Origin of the sequence: Ascidiimonas aurantiaca (assembly GCF_037646345.1) — a bacterium.
In the GTDB taxonomy this organism is placed as follows: domain Bacteria; phylum Bacteroidota; class Bacteroidia; order Flavobacteriales; family Flavobacteriaceae; genus Ascidiimonas; species Ascidiimonas aurantiaca.
Map to the genome: position 1 here is coordinate 130,259 of NZ_JBBEWR010000002.1, position 18,757 is coordinate 149,015.

An 18,757-nucleotide genomic window follows, 5' to 3' on the forward strand; every position below is an offset into this window, starting at 1 on the left:
ATAGATAATGGGACAAAAAACAAATCCAATCGGAAATCGTCTGGGTATTATCAGAGGATGGGAGTCCAACTGGTACGGAGGTAATGACTACGGCGATAAACTTGCCGAAGACGATAAGATACGCAAGTATGTTCATGCGCGTCTATCAAAAGCTAGTGTTTCAAGAGTGATTATTGAGCGTACACTTAAGCTTGTAACCGTTACTATCACCACTGCAAGACCCGGTATTATTATTGGTAAAGGCGGCCAGGAGGTAGACAAGCTGAAAGAAGAGCTTAAAAAGATCACAGAGAAGGAGGTTCAGATCAACATCTTTGAAATTAAAAGACCCGAGTTAGATGCCAATCTTGTAGCAGCAAGCATTGCACGTCAAATTGAGAGTAGAATATCTTACCGACGTGCTATAAAAATGGCTATTGCTGCCGCTATGAGAATGAATGCCGAAGGAATTAAGGTTATGATCTCAGGACGTTTAAACGGTGCTGAAATGGCACGTTCGGAAACGTATAAAGACGGAAGAATTCCGTTATCCACTTTCAGGGCTGATATTGATTATGCATTAGCCGAAGCGCATACTACGTATGGAAGACTGGGAGTAAAGGTGTGGATCATGAAAGGCGAGGTTTACGGCAAAAGAGAATTATCTCCTCTGGTTGGTATGTCCAAAAAGCAAGGAGCTAAAAACACAGGAGCCGGAGCTAAAAAAGCCCGCCGAAGAAAGTAATTTTTTAAAGTAAAGAAAAATGTTACAGCCAAAAAGAACCAAATACCGTAAAATGCAGAAAGGCCGTATGAAAGGGGTTTCTCAAAGAGGGAACCAGCTTTCAAATGGTATGTTTGGTATTAAATCATTGGATTCGTCATTTATCACAGCTCGGCAAATTGAAGCAGCTCGTATTGCAGCTACCCGTTATATGAAAAGGGAAGGGCAATTATGGATAAAGATCTTCCCGGACAAGCCTATTACCAAGAAACCTCTCGAGGTACGTATGGGTAAAGGAAAAGGTGCGCCGGAATATTGGGCCGCTGTGGTAAAACCAGGCAGGATCATGTTTGAAGTTGGAGGGGTACCTTTAGATGTAGCCAAAGAGGCATTACGTCTGGCAGCTCAAAAACTTCCAGTAAAAACCAAGTTTGTCGTAGCTAGAGATTATGCTGCTTAACAAGTATTGATTTATGAGACAGTCAGAAATTATAGAATTATCTACTGCTGAGCTAGAAGAAAAGCTTGGTGAATTCAAAAAGAATTACGCAGACTTAAAAATGGCTCATGCCGTAACACCTCTTGAGAACCCTCTTCAACTTAGAAAAGTAAGAAGAACGGTAGCAAGACTGGCCACTGAGCTCACAAAGAGAGAATTACAATAATTCGATCCTGCTTACGATGGAAAAAAGAAATTTAAGAAAAGAAAGAATAGGTGTGGTAACCAGTAACAAAATGGAGAAGTCCATAGTTGTTGCCGAGGTTAAAAAAGTAAAACACCCTATGTACGGAAAGTTCGTGTTAAAAACTAAGAAATACGTTGCGCACGACGAAAAGAACGATTGCAACATTGGAGATACCGTAAGGATCATGGAAACACGTCCGCTCAGTAAATCCAAAAGTTGGAGATTAGTTGAAATCATTGAAAGAGCGAAGTAATTATGGTACAACAAGAATCAAGATTAAAAGTAGCTGACAACACCGGGGCCAAAGAAGTTTTGACTATCCGTGTTTTGGGAGGTACAAAAAGAAGATATGCCTCTGTAGGTGATAAAATCGTAGTTACTGTAAAAGATGCTACTCCTAACGGAAGTGTTAAAAAAGGGCAGGTTTCTACAGCAGTGGTGGTTCGTACCAAAAAGGAAGTAAGAAGACCAGATGGTTCTTATATCCGTTTCGACGATAATGCTTGTGTTCTTTTGAATGCAACCGGCGAGATGAGAGGAACTCGGGTTTTTGGTCCTGTGGCAAGAGAACTTCGCGATAAACAATTTATGAAGATCGTATCATTAGCACCTGAGGTGCTTTAAGACATTTTAAAATGGTAAAGCTAAAGATAAAATCAGGAGATACCGTTAAAGTAATTGCCGGAGACCACAAAGGGTCAGAAGGTAAGGTACTCAGGGTAGATCGTGAAAAGAACAAGGCTATCGTTGAAGGCGTAAACCTGGTGTCTAAACACACCAAGCCCAGTGCTCAAAATCCTCAGGGTGGTATTGTTCAGAAAGAAGCTCCTGTTCATATTTCAAACCTGTCGCTGTTAGACCCTAAGTCTAAAGAGCCTACCAGGGTTGGAATAGAGGAGAGAGATGGTAAAAAAGTGAGAATCGCTAAGAAATCTAACGAAGTAATATAGTTATGGCTTACATTCCAAGATTAAAGCAAGAGTACAAAGAAAGAGTAGTCGGTGCGCTTATGGAAGAGTTTGCATACAACAACGTAATGCAGGTTCCTAAGCTTCAAAAGATTGTGATAAGCCGTGGAGTAGGTGCAGCTGTAGCTGATAAAAAGTTAATAGACCACGCTGTGGAAGAATTAACTACTATATCCGGTCAAAAAGCAGTTTCTACAGTTTCAAAGAAAGACGTAGCATCTTTTAAGCTTCGAAAAGGTATGCCTATTGGCGCCAAAGTAACCCTTAGGGGTGAAAGAATGTATGAGTTTTTAGACAGGCTCATTACTTCGGCTTTGCCAAGGGTAAGAGATTTTGGCGGCATTAAAGCTACCGGATTTGACGGTAGAGGAAATTATAACCTCGGTGTTACCGAGCAGATTATTTTCCCTGAGATAAATATCGATAAAGTGAATAAGATCGCTGGTATGGATATTACATTTGTAACCAGTGCTGCTACAGATAAAGAAGCAAAATCATTACTAAGCGAATTAGGATTACCTTTTAAAAAGAATTAAAGTATGGCTAAAGAATCAATGAAAGCCCGTGAGGTAAAGAGGCAAAAACTGGTTGCAAAATATGCTGAAAAAAGAAAGGCTTTAAAAGAAGCCGGAGATTATGAGGCATTGCAAAAGCTCCCTAAAAATGCTTCGCCTGTACGTTTACACAACCGTTGTAAACTTACCGGAAGACCCAGAGGCTATATGCGTACATTCGGGATTTCTCGTGTAACATTCAGAGAAATGGCAAATCAGGGCCTTATCCCGGGTGTTAAAAAAGCAAGTTGGTAAAAGTTTAAAAGGATATTAAGATGTATACAGATCCTATAGCAGATTATTTAACAAGAATTAGAAACGCTAACAGCGCTGGCCACAGAGTGGTTGATATACCGGCTTCCAAGCTTAAAAAAGAGATCACCAAGATCCTTTTTGATCAGGGATATATCCTGAGCTATAAGTTTGAAGATAAGGAAGTACAGGGTAATATAAAAATTGCTCTTAAGTACGATAAACTTACCAAAGAGCCCGTAATACGAAAATTGCAGCGTATAAGTAAGCCCGGTCTTAGAAAATATACGGGTGCAGACAGCCTCCCAAGAGTACTTAACGGCCTGGGAATTGCCATAGTCTCTACTTCGCACGGAGTAATGACCAGCAAGCAGGCACGTGAAGAGAACGTGGGCGGTGAAGTATTATGTTACGTTTACTAAAAAATAAAGACAAAAAAAATGTCAAGAATAGGTAAAAGTCCAATAAATGTTCCTGAAGGTGTCACCGTTACGATCAATGACGGCCTGGTATCTGTAAAGGGAAAATTAGGAGAATTGACCCAGGATATTAAAGATATTCTTGTAAAACAGGAAGATGGAGTAGTAACACTGGAGACTACAAGTAACTCTAAAGCTCAAAGAGCAAAACAAGGTTTATACCGATCTCTTATCAATAACATGGTAGAAGGGGTTTCAAAAGGTTTTACCAAAGAGTTGGAACTCGTAGGGGTAGGATACAGGGCCAGCAATCAGGGTCAAAAACTAGATTTAGCTCTTGGTTTTTCCCATAATATTGTTTTTGAACTGGCTCCTGAGGTAAAAGTGGAAACTATATCTGAAAAAGGTAAGAACCCTATAATCAAATTAACTTCACATGACAAACAGTTAGTAGGTCATGTCGCGGCAAAGATCCGTTCTTTCCGTAAGCCGGAGCCTTACAAAGGTAAAGGAGTTAAGTTTGTGGGTGAACAATTAAGAAGAAAAGCAGGTAAATCAGCTTAATAATTAGCAAAATGGCATTATCAAAGACTGAAAGAAGACAACGCATTAAAAAGAGGATAAAAAAGGTGGTTAGCGGTACTCCCGCAAGACCGAGGCTTGCTGTTTTTAGAAGCAATAAAGAAATTTACGCCCAGATAGTTGATGATACTACCGGTACTACTCTCGCCGCTGCATCTTCTCGCGACAAAGACATTAATGCCTCTGAAGGTAACAAAACCGAAGTTGCCAACAGAGTAGGAAAAGCGATCGCAGATAAAGCACTTAAAGCTGGAATAGAAACTATTTCATTTGATAGAGGCGGATATCTGTATCACGGAAGAGTAAAATCATTGGCAGAAGGAGCCAGAGAAGGCGGACTTAAATTTTAAATAAGTTATGTATCAAAATTATAAAAACGTAGAACTTGTAAAACCAGGCGGCCTTGAACTTAAAGACAGGCTCGTTGGGGTACAAAGAGTTACTAAAGTTACTAAAGGAGGTAGAGCTTTTGGTTTTTCTGCTATTGTAGTAGTGGGAGATGAAAACGGCGTAGTAGGTCACGGACTTGGTAAATCAAAAGAAGTGGCAGAGGCTATTTCGAAAGCAGTAGAAGATGCTAAGAAAAACCTGGTTCGTATTCCTCTTGTTAAAGGTACAGTGCCGCATGAGCAAAAAGGTAAATACGGCGGTGCCCGTGTATATTTACAACCTGCATCTCACGGTACAGGAGTAATTGCAGGTGGAGCGGTAAGAGCCGTACTTGAAGCCGTGGGTGTACATGATGTACTCTCTAAGTCTCAGGGCTCTTCCAACCCTCATAATGTGGTAAAAGCTACTTTTGATGCCTTGTTGCGTTTAAGAGATGCCAAAACAATTGCTGCGCAAAGAGGTATATCTCTCGAAAAAGTATTTAATGGGTAATTACAAGGATATATAAGAAATGGGAAAGATTAAAGTTACGCAGGTAAAAAGTAAAATTAAGCGTCCCGAGGACCAAAAAAGAACACTCGAAGCACTTGGACTTAGAAAAATGGGACACAGTGTAGAGCATGATGCTACACCGTCAATCCTTGGAATGGTAAATAAAGTTAAACACCTGGTTTCAATAGAAGAAGCCTAGACAATACGCAGTGTAGTCATGGATTTAAGTAACTTACAACCTGCAGAAGGTTCAGTTCATAAAAAAGGAAAACGTTTAGGAAGAGGGCAGGGCTCCGGAAAAGGAGGTACTGCTGCCAGAGGACATAAAGGCGCAAAGTCACGTTCCGGATATTCCAAGAAAATTGGTTTTGAAGGTGGACAAATGCCACTTCAAAGACGTGTTCCCAAATTCGGTTTTAAGAATTTTAACCGAAAAGAGTACGTAGGCATTAACCTAAATAAACTTCAGGATATGGTAGATAACGGGATCGTGACAGATACCGTAGATATGGATGTTCTGGTTGCAAATGGTTTAGCCAAAAACAGTGACCTCGTGAAAATTCTGGGAGGTGGTGAAATAAAGTCAAAACTAAAAGTATCCGTACACAAATTTACTGCCAGTGCCAAAGAGGCTATTGAAGCGGCAGGGGGTGAAGCAGTAACTTTATAAGCTAACGAACCGACCATGAAGAAATTTATTGAGACACTTAACAATATCTGGAAAATTGAAGAGCTCAAGGGGCGAATTATCGTAACTCTTGGTCTCTTACTGGTGTATCGCTTTGGCGCACACGTAGTACTTCCCGGTATTGATTCGGTTCAGTTAAGCGAGCTCACAAATAGAACAGATGGAGGTGGCCTACTGGGTATTCTCAATGCATTTACAGGAGGAGCTTTTGCAAATGCTTCCGTTTTTGCTTTGGGGATCATGCCTTATATTTCAGCCTCTATTGTAGTGCAGCTTATGGGAATAGCGATTCCGTATTTGCAGAAACTTCAAAAAGAAGGAGAGAGTGGCCGTAAAACCATTAATCAGATTACCCGCTGGCTTACCATTGGGATCTGTTTAGTACAGGCACCCGCATACTTGTATGGATTGGAAGCTCTGGGAGTGCCTTCATCAGCCTTTTTAATGGGTAGGGACCTCGATTTTATGATCCCTGCCGTACTTATTCTGGTAACAGGTACCATCTTTGCGATGTGGTTAGGAGAGAAAATTACAGACAAAGGTATTGGTAACGGGATCTCATTACTAATTATGGTGGGTATTATTGCACAACTGCCCGTTTCTTTTGCTCAGGAATTTGTGTCCAGAGTTTCAGAAAACAATGGGGGGCTTATGCTTATACTCATAGAGATCATTATCTGGTTTGTTGTAATACTCGCTTGTGTTATGTTAGTAATGGCAACACGTCAGATACCGGTACAATACGCAAGGAGAACAGCTTCAGGCGGATATGAAAAAAATGTGTTTGGTTCAAGACAATATATTCCGTTAAAGCTTAATGCATCCGGAGTTATGCCTATCATCTTTGCACAAGCCATAATGTTTGTGCCAAGTGCGCTGGCCAGCCTCTCCGAATCAGAAACAGCACAGTCCATTCAGGCAGCTTTTGGAGATATCTTCGGTTTGTGGTACAATATTGTTTTTGCATTGTTAATTATCGTATTTACATATTTCTATACGGCTATTACAGTACCAACCAATAAAATGGCAGATGATCTTAAAAGAAGCGGAGGTTTTATTCCCGGAATACGTCCCGGCAAGGAAACGGCCGATTATCTGGATAAAATAATGTCACTTATAACCTTTCCCGGTTCTGTGTTCCTTGCTCTTATTGCCGTATTACCGGCAGTAGTAGTGAAAATAGTTGGAATACAACAAGGCTGGGCCCTGTTTTACGGAGGTACATCGCTCCTTATTATGGTAGGGGTGGCAATTGATACGATGCAACAGGTAAATTCATATCTGTTGAACAGACATTATGACGGGTTAATGAAAACCGGTAAAAACAGAAAAGTAGTTGCATAATTTATGGCAAAACAGGCTGCAATAGAACAAGACGGAACAATTATCGAAGCATTATCTAACGCTATGTTCAGGGTAGAACTTGAGAACGGACACGTAGTAACCGCTCACATATCTGGTAAAATGCGCATGCATTATATCAAGTTACTTCCCGGTGATAAGGTAAAGTTGGAGATGAGCCCGTATGACCTGACAAAAGCTAGAATAACATACAGATATTAAAGAGAAGTTAGATGAAAGTTAGAGCATCACTTAAAAAAAGAAGTCCCGAGTGCAAAATTGTGCGTCGTAAGGGGAGATTATACGTAATCAATAAAAAGAATCCTAGATTTAAACAAAGACAAGGATAAGTTATGGCAAGAATCGCAGGAGTAGATATTCCAAAGTATAAAAGAGGGGTTATTGCATTAACCTATATATTCGGTATTGGAAAAAGCAGAGCACAGCAAATACTTCAAACCGCTCAGGTAGATGAACACAAAAAAGTATCAGATTGGGATGACAATGAGATAGGTCGCATTCGTGATGCAGTTTCATCTTTTAAAATAGAAGGTGAGTTACGTTCTGAGATCCAGCTTAATATTAAGCGATTAATGGATATTGGTTGTTACAGAGGTATTCGTCACAGAATTGGCCTGCCTTTAAGGGGCCAGCGTACCAAAAACAACTCAAGAACTAGAAAAGGTAAGAGAAAAACAGTTGCCAATAAAAAGAAAGCAACTAAATAATACGTAGTACACAATGGCAAAGTCAAATACTAAAACTTCCAAAAAGCGTAAGGTAATAGTAGAATCTGTTGGTGAAGCTCATGTCTCTGCAACATTCAATAATATTATTATTTCCCTAACTAACAAAAAGGGAGATGTAATATCATGGTCATCTGCCGGGAAAATGGGATTTAGAGGTTCTAAGAAAAACACACCTTATGCTGCTCAGGTAGCGGCAGAAGATGCTGCGAAATCTGCACAGGAAGCCGGACTCAGAAAAGTGAAGGTCTATGTAAAAGGACCAGGTAACGGAAGAGAGTCTGCTATCAGGACAATCCATAATTCGGGAATTGAAGTAACAGAGATAATTGATGTTACTCCATTACCACATAATGGATGCAGACCTCCTAAAAGAAGAAGAGTATAATTTATTTACAACTTTTTAATATCAACAAAGGGTTCAATAAACGATTATCGAAGGATAAGCCTTAATTCATAATCAACCCGCATTAATTTTTATAATATGGCAAGATACAGAGGTCCAAAAACCAAAATCGCACGTAAGTTTGGTGAAGCGATTTTCGGGGACGACAAATCTTTTGAAAAAAGAAATTACCCTCCGGGACAGCACGGTAATAACAGAAGGAGAGGTAAAAAGTCAGAATATGCTGTCCAGTTAATGGAAAAGCAAAAAGCCAAGTACACCTACGGTATTCTTGAAAGACAATTCAAGAATATTTTTGAAAAAGCAAACAGAAGTAAAGGAGTTACCGGTGAGGTACTTCTTCAACTTTGTGAATCGCGTCTTGATAACGTAGTTTTTCGCTTGGGAATATCTCCTTCCAGAAGAGGTGCCAGACAATTGGTATCACACAGACACATAACTGTAAACGGTGAAATCGTAAACATACCTTCTTTTACAGTAAAACCCGGAGATGTAATAGGAGTAAGAGAAAAATCAAAATCTCTTGAAGTAATTGAAAACTCTCTGGCAGCTAACAGTGCTGTATATGAGTGGATAAGCTGGAACGAGGATAAAAAAGAAGGAATATTTGTTACTGTTCCCGAAAGGATCCAGATTCCTGAAAATATAAAAGAACAGTTAATCGTCGAGTTATACTCTAAATAATAATCAGACAGCAGTCCTATTATGGCAATATTTAATTTTCAGAAGCCCGATAAAGTAATAATGATCGATTCATCCGATTTCGAAGGGAAATTTGAATTTCGCCCTTTGGAGCCCGGATACGGTTTAACCATCGGTAACGCGCTTCGCAGAGTGCTTCTTTCTTCACTTGAAGGCTTTGCAATCACTTCTGTACGTATGGATAAAGTTGAGCATGAGTTCTCAACCATTGAAGGCGTGGTAGAAGATGTTACCGAGATCATACTGAACCTCAAGCAGGTACGCTTTAAAAGGCAAATAGATGATATAGATAACGAAACCGTTTCTATATCTGTAACAGGAAAAGAGCAACTTACTGCTGGTGATTTCCAAAAGTTTATTTCCGGATTTCAGGTGCTAAACCCCGATTTGGTAATCTGTAATATGGAACCCAGCGTTAACATAAGCATGGAAATTACTATAGAGAAAGGGAGAGGGTATGTTCCTGCAGAAGAGAACAAGAAAACCAACGCTCCACTTGGAACTATAGCTACCGATGCTATCTTTACACCTATTAAGAACGTAAAATACAGCATCGAAAATTACAGGGTTGAGCAAAAAACTGACTACGAAAAGTTGGTTTTTGAAATTGTTTCCGACGGTTCTATACATCCTAAGGATGCTCTAACAGAAGCGGCTAAAACCCTTATTCATCATTTCATGTTGTTTTCTGACGAGCGTATTACATTGGAAGCCGATGAGATCGCACAGACAGAAACTTATGATGAAGAATCTTTGCATATGCGACAGTTGCTTAAAACCAAACTGGTAGATATGGACCTTTCCGTACGAGCGCTCAACTGTCTTAAAGCAGCCGAAGTAGATACTCTGGGTGACCTGGTATCTTTTAACAAGAATGATCTGATGAAGTTCAGGAACTTTGGTAAAAAATCCTTGACCGAGCTCGAAGAACTCGTGAACGTTAAAGGGTTGAGCTTCGGAATGGATCTGTCAAAGTATAAATTAGATAAAGATTAACTCTTCTGAGTTGAATAGTTAGGAAAGATGAGACACGGAAAAAAAGTAAATCATTTAGGCAGGAAATCAGCACATAGAAAATCGATGCTGGCAAATATGGCCTGCTCACTTATAGAACACAAGCGTATTAATACTACCGTTGCAAAAGCGAAAGCGTTAAAACAATTTGTAGAGCCACTAGTTACCAAATCAAAAGAGGATACCACTCACAATAGACGTGTGGTTTTCTCAAGATTGAGGAACAAGTATGCAGTTGCAGAACTCTTTAGAGAGGTAGCCGCTAAAGTAGGAGATCGTCCCGGAGGATATACCAGGATCATCAAACTCGGTAACAGGCTAGGTGATAACGCAGAGATGGCCATGATAGAATTGGTTGATTATAACGAAATATATAACGCAGGTAAAACAACCAAAAAGAAATCTACTAGAAGGGGTCGTTCTAAAAATACAGAAACCGCTGAAAAGGTGGAAGAAACTACCGAAACAACGGCAAACACCGAAGCACCGGTGGAAGATAAAAAGGAATCACCTTCAGAAGATAAATAATCATGGTGATATACCATATAGTAAAAAGGATAGACTCTTTAGTTTATCCTTTTTTTTATGTTATTTTGTGAAACTTTACTAATACCGTATAGATAATCGCAATGAAATACGAATCGAAAAAAAAAGCCCTTATACTCTTAGCTGATGGAACCATTTTTTATGGAAAAGCAGTAGGGCGGGAAGGCAGCGCCTTCGGAGAAGTATGTTTCAATACGGGAATGACCGGTTACCAGGAGATCTTTACTGATCCCTCGTATTTTGGGCAGATAATGGTCACCACCAATGCCCATATTGGAAACTATGGAGTGAAAGATGAAGAAAACGAATCTGACGGGATAAAAATAGCCGGTCTGGTATGTAAAAACTTCAGCTATCACTATTCACGACCCGCAGCCGATGACAGCCTGCTTTCGTTTTTCGAAAAGCATAACCTTATGGCGATCTCAGATGTGGACACAAGAGCACTGGTGAGCTATATTAGAGATCACGGAGCTATGAATGCCGTAATTACTACCGAAGTTGATAAACTGGATGAGTTAAAGGAGCAACTCAGTAAAGTTCCCGACATGAAGGGACTGGAACTGGCATCCAAAGTATCTACCCAAAAGCCCTATTACTTTGGTAATGAAAACGCAACCTATCGCATTGCTGCTCTGGATATAGGTATTAAGAAAAATATTCTTCGCAACCTGGCTAATAGAGATGCATATGTAAAAGTATTTCCCTACAACACCAGTTTTGAAGAAATGCAAGAATGGGACCCGGACGGATATTTCCTTTCTAACGGCCCCGGTGACCCTGAGCCACTTAAAGAGGCACAGGAACTGGCTAAACAGATCATAGAAAGAAATTTACCGCTTTTTGGTATTTGTCTGGGGCATCAGGTTATTGCTCTGGCCAATGGCATTTCCACATATAAAATGCATCACGGTCACAGAGGTATTAACCACCCGGTTAAGAACCTGATGACCGGTAAGGGTGAGATCACTTCTCAAAATCACGGTTTTGCCATTAATCGTGAAGAAACCGAAAAACACCCGGATGTAGAAATTACACACGTACACCTAAATGACCATACCGTAGCCGGAATACGTTTAAAAAATAAAAACTGTTTTTCGGTACAATATCACCCGGAGGCGAGCCCCGGGCCACACGATGCTTCGTATTTATTTGATCAATTTATAGAAAACATTAAAAAACATAAACTAGAGACCGTATGAGCATTATCGTTAGCATTCATGCCAGACAAATTTTAGATTCACGGGGAAATCCTACCGTAGAAGTGGATGTATTGACAGAAAGCGGTATTCTGGGAAGAGCTGCCGTACCTTCAGGAGCATCTACCGGCGAACATGAAGCCGTAGAACTAAGAGACGGAGGGAATGCATATATGGGCAAAGGCGTTTCAGGAGCAGTAGATAACGTAAATAACCATATTGCAGCCAAACTAATTGGCATGTCTGTTTTTGAACAGAACCGCATAGACCATACCATGATAGCGCTGGATGGTACCCCTAATAAGTCCAAACTCGGGGCCAATGCTATTTTGGGAGTTTCCTTGGCAGTGGCCAAAGCAGCTTCTAATGAACTAGGGATGCCTTTGTATCGTTATGTGGGAGGCGTTAGTGCACATACACTTCCCGTTCCTATGATGAATATTATTAATGGGGGGTCTCACTCCGATGCACCTATTGCCTTTCAGGAATTTATGGTGATGCCCGTTAAAGCCAAAAACTTTACACATGCCATGCAAATGGGTACAGAGATATTTCATCATCTTAAAAAAGTATTACACAGCAGAGGGCTTAGTACCGCTGTTGGAGATGAAGGAGGCTTTGCCCCTAAACTGGAAGGGACAGAAGATGCTCTGGAAACCATTATAAAATCTATAGAAAATGCGGGTTATAAACCCGGAGATGAAGTAATGATTGCCCTGGATTGTGCATCTGCCGAATTTTACAAAGACGGGAAATACGATTACACCATTTTTGAAGGAGAAACAGGAGCCGTTCGCTCATCAAAAGAGCAGGCGCAATATCTGGCAGATCTTTCAGAACAGTATCCAATAATTTCTATTGAAGACGGTATGGATGAGAACGACTGGGAAGGCTGGAAACTGTTAACCGAAAAAGTGGGCAAAAAAGTACAACTCGTAGGAGATGACCTTTTTGTAACCAATGTAGTTCGTTTGTCAAAAGGTATTGACAATGGTATAGCCAATTCTATCCTTATCAAAGTAAATCAGATAGGTACCTTAACAGAAACCATTGCAGCCGTTAATATGGCCCATAATGCCGGTTATACCTCGGTAATGTCACATCGCTCGGGAGAAACAGAAGATACTACCATTGCAGACCTTGCAGTAGCTTTAAATACCGGACAAATTAAAACAGGTTCTGCCTCCCGCTCAGACCGTATGGCAAAGTATAATCAACTTTTAAGAATAGAAGAAGAGCTTGGAGAAGTAGCTTATTTTCCTCAAAAAAAGGCTTTCAAAGTTTCTTAAAAACGCAAAAGATCTTTCGATAAGCGGATACGGTAAAAAGTATCCGCTTTTTTATTGCATTTTAAACAAAAAACGTGGGGGCTTAACCCAATTTTAACACTTTATTCCTTAATTTCGCAACACTTACAAATACTAATAAAATCACTTCTTAAATGTCAGATACAGCTACCATAGAATACAAAGGAAATAAATACAAGTTTCCTGTAATAGAGGGTACCGAAAACGAATTGGCCATCGATATTAAAACACTACGGGCATCTACCGGAATGATCACTATTGATCCCGGTTATAAAAATACCGGATCATGTGAAAGTGCGGTTACGTTTCTCGATGGAGAAAAAGGTATTTTGCGTTATCGAGGCTACTCTATTGAAGAACTGGCTGAAAAAGCCGATTTCCTTGAAGTAGCGTATTTGTTAATTTTTGGGGAGCTGCCTACCAAAGAACAACTAGCCAGGTTTGATGCCGACATAAAAGCAGAATCTTATGTAGATGAAGATGTTAAAAAGATACTGGATGGTTTCCCCAAATCGGCGCACCCTATGGGAGTTTTGTCGTCACTTACCAGTGCCCTCATTGCGTTTAACCCCATTTCAGTGAATGTTTCTTCAGAAGAAGCCATGTATCGGGCCATTGTAAGGATCTTAGGAAAGTTTCCTGTATTAGTAGCATGGACCCTTCGCAAAAAAGAAGGCCTCGCTCTGGATTATGGAGATGACTCTCTTGGGTATGTAGAGAATGTGGTAAAGATGATGTTTAAAAAGCCCAATAGAGAATACAAGAAGAACCCGGTAGTTATTGAGGCTCTCGATAAGCTTTTAATATTACATGCAGATCATGAGCAAAACTGTTCTACATCTACCGTTCGTATTGTAGGTTCTTCGCATGCCGGATTATTTGCGTCCATATCTGCCGGTATCTCTGCCCTGTGGGGGCCATTGCACGGCGGAGCCAACCAGGCAGTAATAGAAATGTTAGAGGCCATACGTGAAGATGGTGGTGATACCAAAAAGTATATGGGGAAAGCAAAAGATAAGAACGATCCTTTCCGCCTTATGGGCTTTGGTCACAGAGTATATAAAAATTTCGATCCGCGTGCCCGTATAATCAAGAAAGCGGCCGATGAAGTACTGGGTGATCTGGGAATAGACGACCCTATATTAGATATTGCCAAAGCCCTGGAACAGGAAGCGTTGAATGACAACTATTTTGTAGACAGAAAACTTTATCCCAACGTAGATTTTTACTCTGGTATTATTTACCGGGCTCTGGGTATTCCAACAGATATGTTTACCGTAATGTTTGCTATGGGACGTTTACCGGGCTGGATCGCTCAATGGAGAGAAATGCGCCTTAAAAAGGAACCTATCGGGCGTCCGCGTCAGGTATATGTTGGTTACAACCAAAGAGAATTTAAACCTATCCAGGATAGATAGGATTATATAAAAAACCTGGTAAAAAGCAGTCTGTTCATATGGCTGCTTTTTTTATATTTGACCAAATAGTATGCTATGTTGAAGCTTAATATTAAAGATGAGACTTCCCGTTTAAGAGCCGTAGTATTGGGAACGGCGATGCAAAACGGGCCCACTCCAAAAGCAGAAGAGGCGTATGACCCTAAATCACTTGAGCACATTCTCGCCGGAACCTATCCTGTAGAAGCCGATATGGTTGCCGAAATGGAGGCTCTGAATGCTGTTTTCCAAAAATACAGTATAGAAGTGTACCGACCTAAGATTATTGCCGATTGTAACCAGATCTTTACACGTGATATTGCCTTCGTTATTGATGATTTTTTCTTTAAGTCTAATATTCTCCCGGATAGAGAACAGGAACTGGAAGCTATTCAGTACATAGTAGATATGGTAGAGAGTTCTAAAGTGATCAAACCTCCGGAAGAAGCACATGTAGAAGGAGGCGATGTTATGCTGTGGAACGATCATATTTTTGTGGGTACGTACAAAGGAAAAGATTATCCCGATCAAATCACAGCGAGAACCAATATGGAGGGGGTACATTTTCTACGAGAGTTTTTTCCGGATAAAACCGTTAAAGAGTTTGATCTGATTAAATCAAATACAGAAGCACGTGATAATGCTTTGCACCTGGATTGTTGTTTTCAACCCGTAGGTAAAAACAAGGCTATTATTTATAGGGAAGGGTTCAGAGACCCTGCAGATTATGACTATCTTCAATCGCTCTTTGGGAAAGAAAATTTATTTCACATTACCAGAGATGAGATGTACACTATGTTCTCTAATGTTTTTTCGGTTGCTCCAGACGTGGTGGTTTCTGAAAAACATTTCACCCGACTCAATACCTGGCTTCGGGAAAATGATTTTACTGTAGAAGAGGTGCCATATTCTGAAATAGCCAAACAAGAAGGGTTGTTGCGTTGTTCTACACTGCCCTTGATCCGTGATTAAAAAGTAAGGAGATATTTTATAAAACAGGATCATTTCACGATAGGAAATCGCTAATTTTGCCATCTACAAAATCCAAAATAAATAAGATACAACAATGAAACAGGTAACTAATACCATTCTTATGATTCGCCCTGCCAGTTTCAGAATGAACGAGCAAACAGCAGTCAATAATTACTTTCAGGAAGAACTGGATATCAAAAACAAAGAGATAGCAGTAAGAGCCAGAAAAGAATTTGATGATTTTGTGAAGCAGTTACGAACAGCAGGGATTACCGTAATTGTTGTAGAAGATTTGGAGAAACCAGATACACCCGATGCTGTTTTTCCCAATAACTGGATCTCCTTTCACGAAAATGGTTCTGTTGCCATCTATCCTATGTTTGCAGAAAACCGAAGAAAAGAAAGAAGAGAAGATATTCTGGATTTGCTGGAAGAAGAGGGTTTTGAAATTACCAATGTAGTTGATTATACAGATGCAGAAAACGAATCGGTTTTTTTGGAAGGAACCGGAAGTCTCCTACTGGATCGTATAAACCGTAAAGCCTATTGTGCCCTGTCTCCAAGAGCTGATGAAGAGCTGTTTATAGAATTTTGTGAAGATTTTGAATACACTCCCGTTATTTTTAATGCATTTCAATCAGCAAAAGGAGAACGATTACCTGTTTATCACACTAATGTAATGATGTGCCTGGGTGAGAACATGTGTGTAATTTGCCTGGATGCTATTGATGATAAAAAAGAACGTAAAAACGTCGTAAATCATCTTAAAGAAGATGGAAAGCAGATTATTGAAATAAGTGAATCGCAGATGCATCATTTTGCCGGTAATATGCTACAGGTTGTAAATAACGAAAATATCAAGTATATTGTAATGAGCAAGGCGGCTTACCTTAGCTTAAACGAGCAGCAGCGATCTGACCTTGAAAAACACGGGAAACTTTTGTACAGTGACCTTACCACCATAGAAACCTGTGGAGGTGGTAGTGCCCGATGTATGATGGCAGAGGTATTTCTTCCCAAAGTAAATTAAATGCTTTCAAAAAAAACAAAATACGGATTAAAGGCACTCGCATATCTCGCCAAAAAAGGCGCTAATCAACCAGTACTTATCTCAGAGATATCACAACAGGAACGTATTTCCAAAAAATTTTTAGAGGCCATTTTGCTTCAACTCAAAAAAAATGGCTTTCTGGGTTCAAAAATGGGAAAAGGAGGAGGATATTATCTTTTAAGAGATCCTGAGACCATTACCATTGCTTCAGTTTACAGAGTGCTCGAAGGGCCTATAGCCATGTTACCCTGTGTGAGTATAAATTACTACGAAAAATGTGACGACTGTATAAGTGAAGAAGAATGTGTACTCCATAAAATGATGTTAGAAGTTCGAGATAATACCTTGCAAGTGTATGAAAATAAGACAATTATGGATTTGGTTTTAAAAAAATAAAAAAAAATTATTAAATTATTCTACTAAATCGATAGACTAATAGTATATTTGAATTGAATAAAAGCAATAACAAGATTATGTTGATTGATTTATTTCGTTCAGAAAACCATAAACTCAATGCCGGCAGCCATCGTGTATCGGTACTTAAGGCACTTTCCTGGCGTATTATAGGTACATTAGATACGATGATCATATCGTACTTTCTTACCGGAGATATTAAAATAGCTTTTGGCATTGGAAGCATAGAGGTAATCTCAAAAATGATCCTGTATTATTTCCATGAGCGTGCGTGGACAAAATTCACCAAAAAATAACTCCTATGAACATTGAACAACTTAATAGAGAGTTCAAAGAAAAAAAACCGGTCGAGATCATTGAGGCTATGATAGCTTATGCTAAAAAGCCGTTGGTGACTACCAATTTCAGACCGTATGAAGTTGCTATTTTGCATGCATGTACAAAAGCAAAAGCAGATATTCCGGTTATCTGGTGCGATACGGGATATAATACTCCTCAAACCTATAAACATGCAGAGCGTTTAATAGCCCAATTACAGCTTAATATACATTTGTATGTGCCGTTGCGCACCGCTGCGCACAGAGATGCTACCATGGGAATACCGGGGGTAGATGCTCCTTTACATAAACAATTTACCTATGAAGTAAAACTGGAGCCTTTTCAAAGAGCGATGGAAATACATAAACCCGATGTCTGGTTTACCAATCTCCGAAAAGGTCAGACCGCGTTTAGAGATTCACTCGATATTGTGACCAGAGGAAATGACGGGGTAGTAAAAGTAAGCCCTTTTTTTTACTGGTCTGATGATGAATTAGACCTGTACTTAAACAAAAATAAACTGGAGAATGAATTCACTTATTACGATCCTACCAAAGTATTGGAAAACCGTGAATGTGGCCTCCATCTGGCAACCACAGAAGAAAACCACACATAAATGTAAAAAGTTATAGGAACTCAACAGAAAAAAATGGTGACTCCCAAAAGCAGCAATATCACAAAAACACATCTTCAGACACTTGAGGATGAAAGCATATATATACTCCGCGAAGTAGCGGCTCAATTTGAGAAGCCCGTATTATTATTTTCCGGAGGTAAAGACTCTATTACCCTGGCACATTTAGCCCGCAAAGCCTTTTATCCGGCGCGCATACCTTTTCCTTTCCTGCATATAGATACCGGGCACAATTTTCCTGAAACCATACGTTTTCGGGACCGTCTTATCGGGCAATTGGGTGTACAGCTCATTGTACGCTATGTTCAGGATTCAATAGATCAGAATAAAGTTAAAGAAGAGACCGGTAAATATGCCAGTCGTAATTCTCTGCAAACTGTAACCTTGCTGGATGCCATAGACGAATTTGGTTTTGATGCCTGCCTGGGAGGTGCCCGCAGAGATGAAGAAAAAAGCAGGGCTAAAGAACGCATTTTTTCCGTGCGGGATGATTTTGGACAGTGGGATGCCAAAAACCAGCGACCCGAACCTTTTCAAATACTCAACGGAAAAATAGATTTTGGACAGAACGTGAGAGCATTCCCCATTAGCAACTGGACCGAAGAAGATATATGGAAATACATACTTCAGGAAAACCTGGACCTTCCCGAGATCTACTTCGCACATGAACGAAAGCTTGTAAAACGTGACGGCTCATATCTGGCCCATTCCAATTATTTGAATATAGTAGATACAGATGAAATTGTTGTTGAAAAGGTACGCTTTCGTACTGTAGGGGATATGACCTGTACGGCCGCGGTACGTTCAACCGCTGGCAATATTGAAAAAATAATCGAAGAGAACAAAGCATCGGGCCATTCTGAAAGAGGAGCCAGGATCGACGATAAACGAAGCGAATCTGCCCTGGAGCAACGTAAGAAAGGGGGCTATTTTTAGG

At 40.0% G+C, this 18,757-nt stretch carries 31 protein-coding genes; all 31 read left to right on the plus strand.

The genetic code is table 11. From position 1 onward, the window contains the following. Nucleotides 1-7 precede the first annotated feature (7 nt). The 31 genes from rpsC (at nt 8) to cysD (ending at nt 18,756) form a co-directional block, all read left to right on the plus strand. Nucleotides 8-724: a 30S ribosomal protein S3 gene (gene rpsC, locus WAO84_RS03045; RefSeq protein WP_340063557.1), complete on the plus strand. Its 717-nt coding sequence runs from the start codon at nt 8-10 to the stop codon at nt 722-724. Nucleotides 725-743: 19 nt separating this feature from the next. Then, nucleotides 744-1,163 (plus strand): 50S ribosomal protein L16, encoded by a 420-nt coding sequence (rplP, locus tag WAO84_RS03050; RefSeq protein ID WP_340063558.1) that lies wholly within the window; start codon nt 744-746, stop codon nt 1,161-1,163. A 13-nt stretch (nt 1,164-1,176) separates the two neighbouring features. Then, nucleotides 1,177-1,368: a 50S ribosomal protein L29 gene (gene rpmC / locus WAO84_RS03055; protein ID WP_340063559.1), complete on the plus strand. Its 192-nt coding sequence runs from the start codon at nt 1,177-1,179 to the stop codon at nt 1,366-1,368. A gap of 16 nt (nt 1,369-1,384) precedes the next feature. Further along, the gene (rpsQ, locus tag WAO84_RS03060) at nt 1,385-1,642 is read left to right on the plus strand and encodes a 30S ribosomal protein S17 (RefSeq protein ID WP_340063560.1); all 258 of its coding nucleotides are present in this window, start codon (nt 1,385-1,387) and stop codon (nt 1,640-1,642) included. Between the two features lie 2 nt (nt 1,643-1,644). Further along, on the plus strand, nt 1,645-2,013 hold the full coding sequence (gene rplN, locus WAO84_RS03065) for a 50S ribosomal protein L14 (protein WP_340063561.1): 369 nt from the start codon (nt 1,645-1,647) through the stop codon (nt 2,011-2,013). Nucleotides 2,014-2,024: 11 nt separating this feature from the next. Continuing rightward, entirely contained in the window at nt 2,025-2,339 is a 315-nt protein-coding gene (rplX, locus tag WAO84_RS03070) for a 50S ribosomal protein L24 (protein ID WP_340063562.1), read from the plus strand. A 2-nt stretch (nt 2,340-2,341) separates the two neighbouring features. After that, nucleotides 2,342-2,893, plus strand: a complete 552-nt coding sequence (gene rplE / locus WAO84_RS03075) for a 50S ribosomal protein L5 (RefSeq protein ID WP_340063563.1) — start codon at nt 2,342-2,344, stop codon at nt 2,891-2,893. A gap of 3 nt (nt 2,894-2,896) precedes the next feature. Continuing rightward, entirely contained in the window at nt 2,897-3,166 is a 270-nt protein-coding gene (gene rpsN / locus WAO84_RS03080; RefSeq protein WP_340063564.1) for a 30S ribosomal protein S14, read from the plus strand. A gap of 20 nt (nt 3,167-3,186) precedes the next feature. Then, nucleotides 3,187-3,585 carry a 30S ribosomal protein S8 gene (gene rpsH, locus WAO84_RS03085; RefSeq protein WP_340063565.1) on the plus strand — a complete coding sequence of 133 codons (399 nt, stop codon included), beginning with the start codon at nt 3,187-3,189 and terminating at the stop codon, nt 3,583-3,585. 18 nt (nt 3,586-3,603) lie between these two features. Further along, the gene (gene rplF, locus WAO84_RS03090) at nt 3,604-4,146 is read left to right on the plus strand and encodes a 50S ribosomal protein L6 (protein ID WP_340063566.1); all 543 of its coding nucleotides are present in this window, start codon (nt 3,604-3,606) and stop codon (nt 4,144-4,146) included. A gap of 11 nt (nt 4,147-4,157) precedes the next feature. Beyond that, on the plus strand, nt 4,158-4,514 hold the full coding sequence (gene rplR, locus WAO84_RS03095; protein WP_340063567.1) for a 50S ribosomal protein L18: 357 nt from the start codon (nt 4,158-4,160) through the stop codon (nt 4,512-4,514). A gap of 7 nt (nt 4,515-4,521) precedes the next feature. Beyond that, nucleotides 4,522-5,046, plus strand: a complete 525-nt coding sequence (rpsE, locus tag WAO84_RS03100; protein WP_340063568.1) for a 30S ribosomal protein S5 — start codon at nt 4,522-4,524, stop codon at nt 5,044-5,046. Between the two features lie 19 nt (nt 5,047-5,065). Further along, nucleotides 5,066-5,245: a 50S ribosomal protein L30 gene (gene rpmD, locus WAO84_RS03105; protein ID WP_340063569.1), complete on the plus strand. Its 180-nt coding sequence runs from the start codon at nt 5,066-5,068 to the stop codon at nt 5,243-5,245. A gap of 18 nt (nt 5,246-5,263) precedes the next feature. Further along, nucleotides 5,264-5,716, plus strand: coding sequence for a 50S ribosomal protein L15 (gene rplO, locus WAO84_RS03110; protein WP_340063570.1), 453 nt, complete (start codon nt 5,264-5,266; stop codon nt 5,714-5,716). 15 nt (nt 5,717-5,731) lie between these two features. Then, entirely contained in the window at nt 5,732-7,078 is a 1,347-nt protein-coding gene (gene secY / locus WAO84_RS03115) for a preprotein translocase subunit SecY (RefSeq protein WP_340063571.1), read from the plus strand. Nucleotides 7,079-7,081: 3 nt separating this feature from the next. Further along, nucleotides 7,082-7,297 carry a translation initiation factor IF-1 gene (gene infA, locus WAO84_RS03120; RefSeq protein ID WP_011710675.1) on the plus strand — a complete coding sequence of 72 codons (216 nt, stop codon included), beginning with the start codon at nt 7,082-7,084 and terminating at the stop codon, nt 7,295-7,297. Between the two features lie 11 nt (nt 7,298-7,308). Continuing rightward, a complete protein-coding gene (ykgO, locus tag WAO84_RS03125; RefSeq protein WP_074978891.1) occupies nt 7,309-7,425 on the plus strand; it encodes a type B 50S ribosomal protein L36 in 117 nt (38 codons plus the stop codon). Between the two features lie 3 nt (nt 7,426-7,428). After that, complete coding sequence (gene rpsM / locus WAO84_RS03130; protein ID WP_340063572.1) at nt 7,429-7,803, plus strand: 30S ribosomal protein S13; 375 nt, start codon at nt 7,429-7,431, stop codon at nt 7,801-7,803. Nucleotides 7,804-7,816: 13 nt separating this feature from the next. Further along, the gene (rpsK, locus tag WAO84_RS03135) at nt 7,817-8,209 is read left to right on the plus strand and encodes a 30S ribosomal protein S11 (protein ID WP_340063573.1); all 393 of its coding nucleotides are present in this window, start codon (nt 7,817-7,819) and stop codon (nt 8,207-8,209) included. Between the two features lie 96 nt (nt 8,210-8,305). Beyond that, nucleotides 8,306-8,911, plus strand: a complete 606-nt coding sequence (gene rpsD, locus WAO84_RS03140) for a 30S ribosomal protein S4 (protein ID WP_340063574.1) — start codon at nt 8,306-8,308, stop codon at nt 8,909-8,911. A 21-nt stretch (nt 8,912-8,932) separates the two neighbouring features. Continuing rightward, the gene (locus WAO84_RS03145; RefSeq protein WP_340063575.1) at nt 8,933-9,925 is read left to right on the plus strand and encodes a DNA-directed RNA polymerase subunit alpha; all 993 of its coding nucleotides are present in this window, start codon (nt 8,933-8,935) and stop codon (nt 9,923-9,925) included. Between the two features lie 27 nt (nt 9,926-9,952). Further along, on the plus strand, nt 9,953-10,471 hold the full coding sequence (gene rplQ / locus WAO84_RS03150; protein WP_340063576.1) for a 50S ribosomal protein L17: 519 nt from the start codon (nt 9,953-9,955) through the stop codon (nt 10,469-10,471). Between the two features lie 101 nt (nt 10,472-10,572). Beyond that, nucleotides 10,573-11,691 carry a glutamine-hydrolyzing carbamoyl-phosphate synthase small subunit gene (carA, locus tag WAO84_RS03155; RefSeq protein ID WP_340063577.1) on the plus strand — a complete coding sequence of 373 codons (1,119 nt, stop codon included), beginning with the start codon at nt 10,573-10,575 and terminating at the stop codon, nt 11,689-11,691. Next, entirely contained in the window at nt 11,688-12,977 is a 1,290-nt protein-coding gene (gene eno / locus WAO84_RS03160) for a phosphopyruvate hydratase (protein WP_340063578.1), read from the plus strand. Before carA ends, eno begins: the two co-directional genes overlap by 4 nt. Nucleotides 12,978-13,129: 152 nt before the next feature. Further along, nucleotides 13,130-14,413: a citrate synthase gene (locus tag WAO84_RS03165; RefSeq protein WP_340063579.1), complete on the plus strand. Its 1,284-nt coding sequence runs from the start codon at nt 13,130-13,132 to the stop codon at nt 14,411-14,413. Nucleotides 14,414-14,488: 75 nt separating this feature from the next. Next, complete coding sequence (locus WAO84_RS03170) at nt 14,489-15,403, plus strand: dimethylarginine dimethylaminohydrolase family protein (protein ID WP_340063580.1); 915 nt, start codon at nt 14,489-14,491, stop codon at nt 15,401-15,403. 94 nt (nt 15,404-15,497) lie between these two features. Next, entirely contained in the window at nt 15,498-16,433 is a 936-nt protein-coding gene (gene ctlX / locus WAO84_RS03175; RefSeq protein WP_340063581.1) for a citrulline utilization hydrolase CtlX, read from the plus strand. Continuing rightward, on the plus strand, nt 16,434-16,850 hold the full coding sequence (locus tag WAO84_RS03180; RefSeq protein WP_340063582.1) for an RrF2 family transcriptional regulator: 417 nt from the start codon (nt 16,434-16,436) through the stop codon (nt 16,848-16,850). Between the two features lie 77 nt (nt 16,851-16,927). Beyond that, nucleotides 16,928-17,164: a DUF2061 domain-containing protein gene (locus WAO84_RS03185; protein WP_340063583.1), complete on the plus strand. Its 237-nt coding sequence runs from the start codon at nt 16,928-16,930 to the stop codon at nt 17,162-17,164. Between the two features lie 5 nt (nt 17,165-17,169). Further along, on the plus strand, nt 17,170-17,802 hold the full coding sequence (locus tag WAO84_RS03190; RefSeq protein WP_340063584.1) for a phosphoadenosine phosphosulfate reductase domain-containing protein: 633 nt from the start codon (nt 17,170-17,172) through the stop codon (nt 17,800-17,802). 33 nt (nt 17,803-17,835) lie between these two features. Further along, a complete protein-coding gene (gene cysD / locus WAO84_RS03195) occupies nt 17,836-18,756 on the plus strand; it encodes a sulfate adenylyltransferase subunit CysD (RefSeq protein ID WP_340063585.1) in 921 nt (306 codons plus the stop codon). The last annotated feature ends 1 nt before the right edge of the window (nt 18,757 follow it).

Coding starts and splice junctions, on each gene's coding strand:
- rpsC (WP_340063557.1), top strand. CDS start 8: ATGGGACAAAAAACAAATCCAATCGGAAATCGTCTGGGTATTATCAGA.
- rplP (WP_340063558.1), top strand. CDS start 744: ATGTTACAGCCAAAAAGAACCAAATACCGTAAAATGCAGAAAGGCCGT.
- rpmC (WP_340063559.1), top strand. CDS start 1,177: ATGAGACAGTCAGAAATTATAGAATTATCTACTGCTGAGCTAGAAGAA.
- rpsQ (WP_340063560.1), top strand. CDS start 1,385: ATGGAAAAAAGAAATTTAAGAAAAGAAAGAATAGGTGTGGTAACCAGT.
- rplN (WP_340063561.1), top strand. CDS start 1,645: ATGGTACAACAAGAATCAAGATTAAAAGTAGCTGACAACACCGGGGCC.
- rplX (WP_340063562.1), top strand. CDS start 2,025: ATGGTAAAGCTAAAGATAAAATCAGGAGATACCGTTAAAGTAATTGCC.
- rplE (WP_340063563.1), top strand. CDS start 2,342: ATGGCTTACATTCCAAGATTAAAGCAAGAGTACAAAGAAAGAGTAGTC.
- rpsN (WP_340063564.1), top strand. CDS start 2,897: ATGGCTAAAGAATCAATGAAAGCCCGTGAGGTAAAGAGGCAAAAACTG.
- rpsH (WP_340063565.1), top strand. CDS start 3,187: ATGTATACAGATCCTATAGCAGATTATTTAACAAGAATTAGAAACGCT.
- rplF (WP_340063566.1), top strand. CDS start 3,604: ATGTCAAGAATAGGTAAAAGTCCAATAAATGTTCCTGAAGGTGTCACC.
- rplR (WP_340063567.1), top strand. CDS start 4,158: ATGGCATTATCAAAGACTGAAAGAAGACAACGCATTAAAAAGAGGATA.
- rpsE (WP_340063568.1), top strand. CDS start 4,522: ATGTATCAAAATTATAAAAACGTAGAACTTGTAAAACCAGGCGGCCTT.
- rpmD (WP_340063569.1), top strand. CDS start 5,066: ATGGGAAAGATTAAAGTTACGCAGGTAAAAAGTAAAATTAAGCGTCCC.
- rplO (WP_340063570.1), top strand. CDS start 5,264: ATGGATTTAAGTAACTTACAACCTGCAGAAGGTTCAGTTCATAAAAAA.
- secY (WP_340063571.1), top strand. CDS start 5,732: ATGAAGAAATTTATTGAGACACTTAACAATATCTGGAAAATTGAAGAG.
- infA (WP_011710675.1), top strand. CDS start 7,082: ATGGCAAAACAGGCTGCAATAGAACAAGACGGAACAATTATCGAAGCA.
- ykgO (WP_074978891.1), top strand. CDS start 7,309: ATGAAAGTTAGAGCATCACTTAAAAAAAGAAGTCCCGAGTGCAAAATT.
- rpsM (WP_340063572.1), top strand. CDS start 7,429: ATGGCAAGAATCGCAGGAGTAGATATTCCAAAGTATAAAAGAGGGGTT.
- rpsK (WP_340063573.1), top strand. CDS start 7,817: ATGGCAAAGTCAAATACTAAAACTTCCAAAAAGCGTAAGGTAATAGTA.
- rpsD (WP_340063574.1), top strand. CDS start 8,306: ATGGCAAGATACAGAGGTCCAAAAACCAAAATCGCACGTAAGTTTGGT.
- WAO84_RS03145 (WP_340063575.1), top strand. CDS start 8,933: ATGGCAATATTTAATTTTCAGAAGCCCGATAAAGTAATAATGATCGAT.
- rplQ (WP_340063576.1), top strand. CDS start 9,953: ATGAGACACGGAAAAAAAGTAAATCATTTAGGCAGGAAATCAGCACAT.
- carA (WP_340063577.1), top strand. CDS start 10,573: ATGAAATACGAATCGAAAAAAAAAGCCCTTATACTCTTAGCTGATGGA.
- eno (WP_340063578.1), top strand. CDS start 11,688: ATGAGCATTATCGTTAGCATTCATGCCAGACAAATTTTAGATTCACGG.
- WAO84_RS03165 (WP_340063579.1), top strand. CDS start 13,130: ATGTCAGATACAGCTACCATAGAATACAAAGGAAATAAATACAAGTTT.
- WAO84_RS03170 (WP_340063580.1), top strand. CDS start 14,489: ATGTTGAAGCTTAATATTAAAGATGAGACTTCCCGTTTAAGAGCCGTA.
- ctlX (WP_340063581.1), top strand. CDS start 15,498: ATGAAACAGGTAACTAATACCATTCTTATGATTCGCCCTGCCAGTTTC.
- WAO84_RS03180 (WP_340063582.1), top strand. CDS start 16,434: ATGCTTTCAAAAAAAACAAAATACGGATTAAAGGCACTCGCATATCTC.
- WAO84_RS03185 (WP_340063583.1), top strand. CDS start 16,928: ATGTTGATTGATTTATTTCGTTCAGAAAACCATAAACTCAATGCCGGC.
- WAO84_RS03190 (WP_340063584.1), top strand. CDS start 17,170: ATGAACATTGAACAACTTAATAGAGAGTTCAAAGAAAAAAAACCGGTC.
- cysD (WP_340063585.1), top strand. CDS start 17,836: ATGGTGACTCCCAAAAGCAGCAATATCACAAAAACACATCTTCAGACA.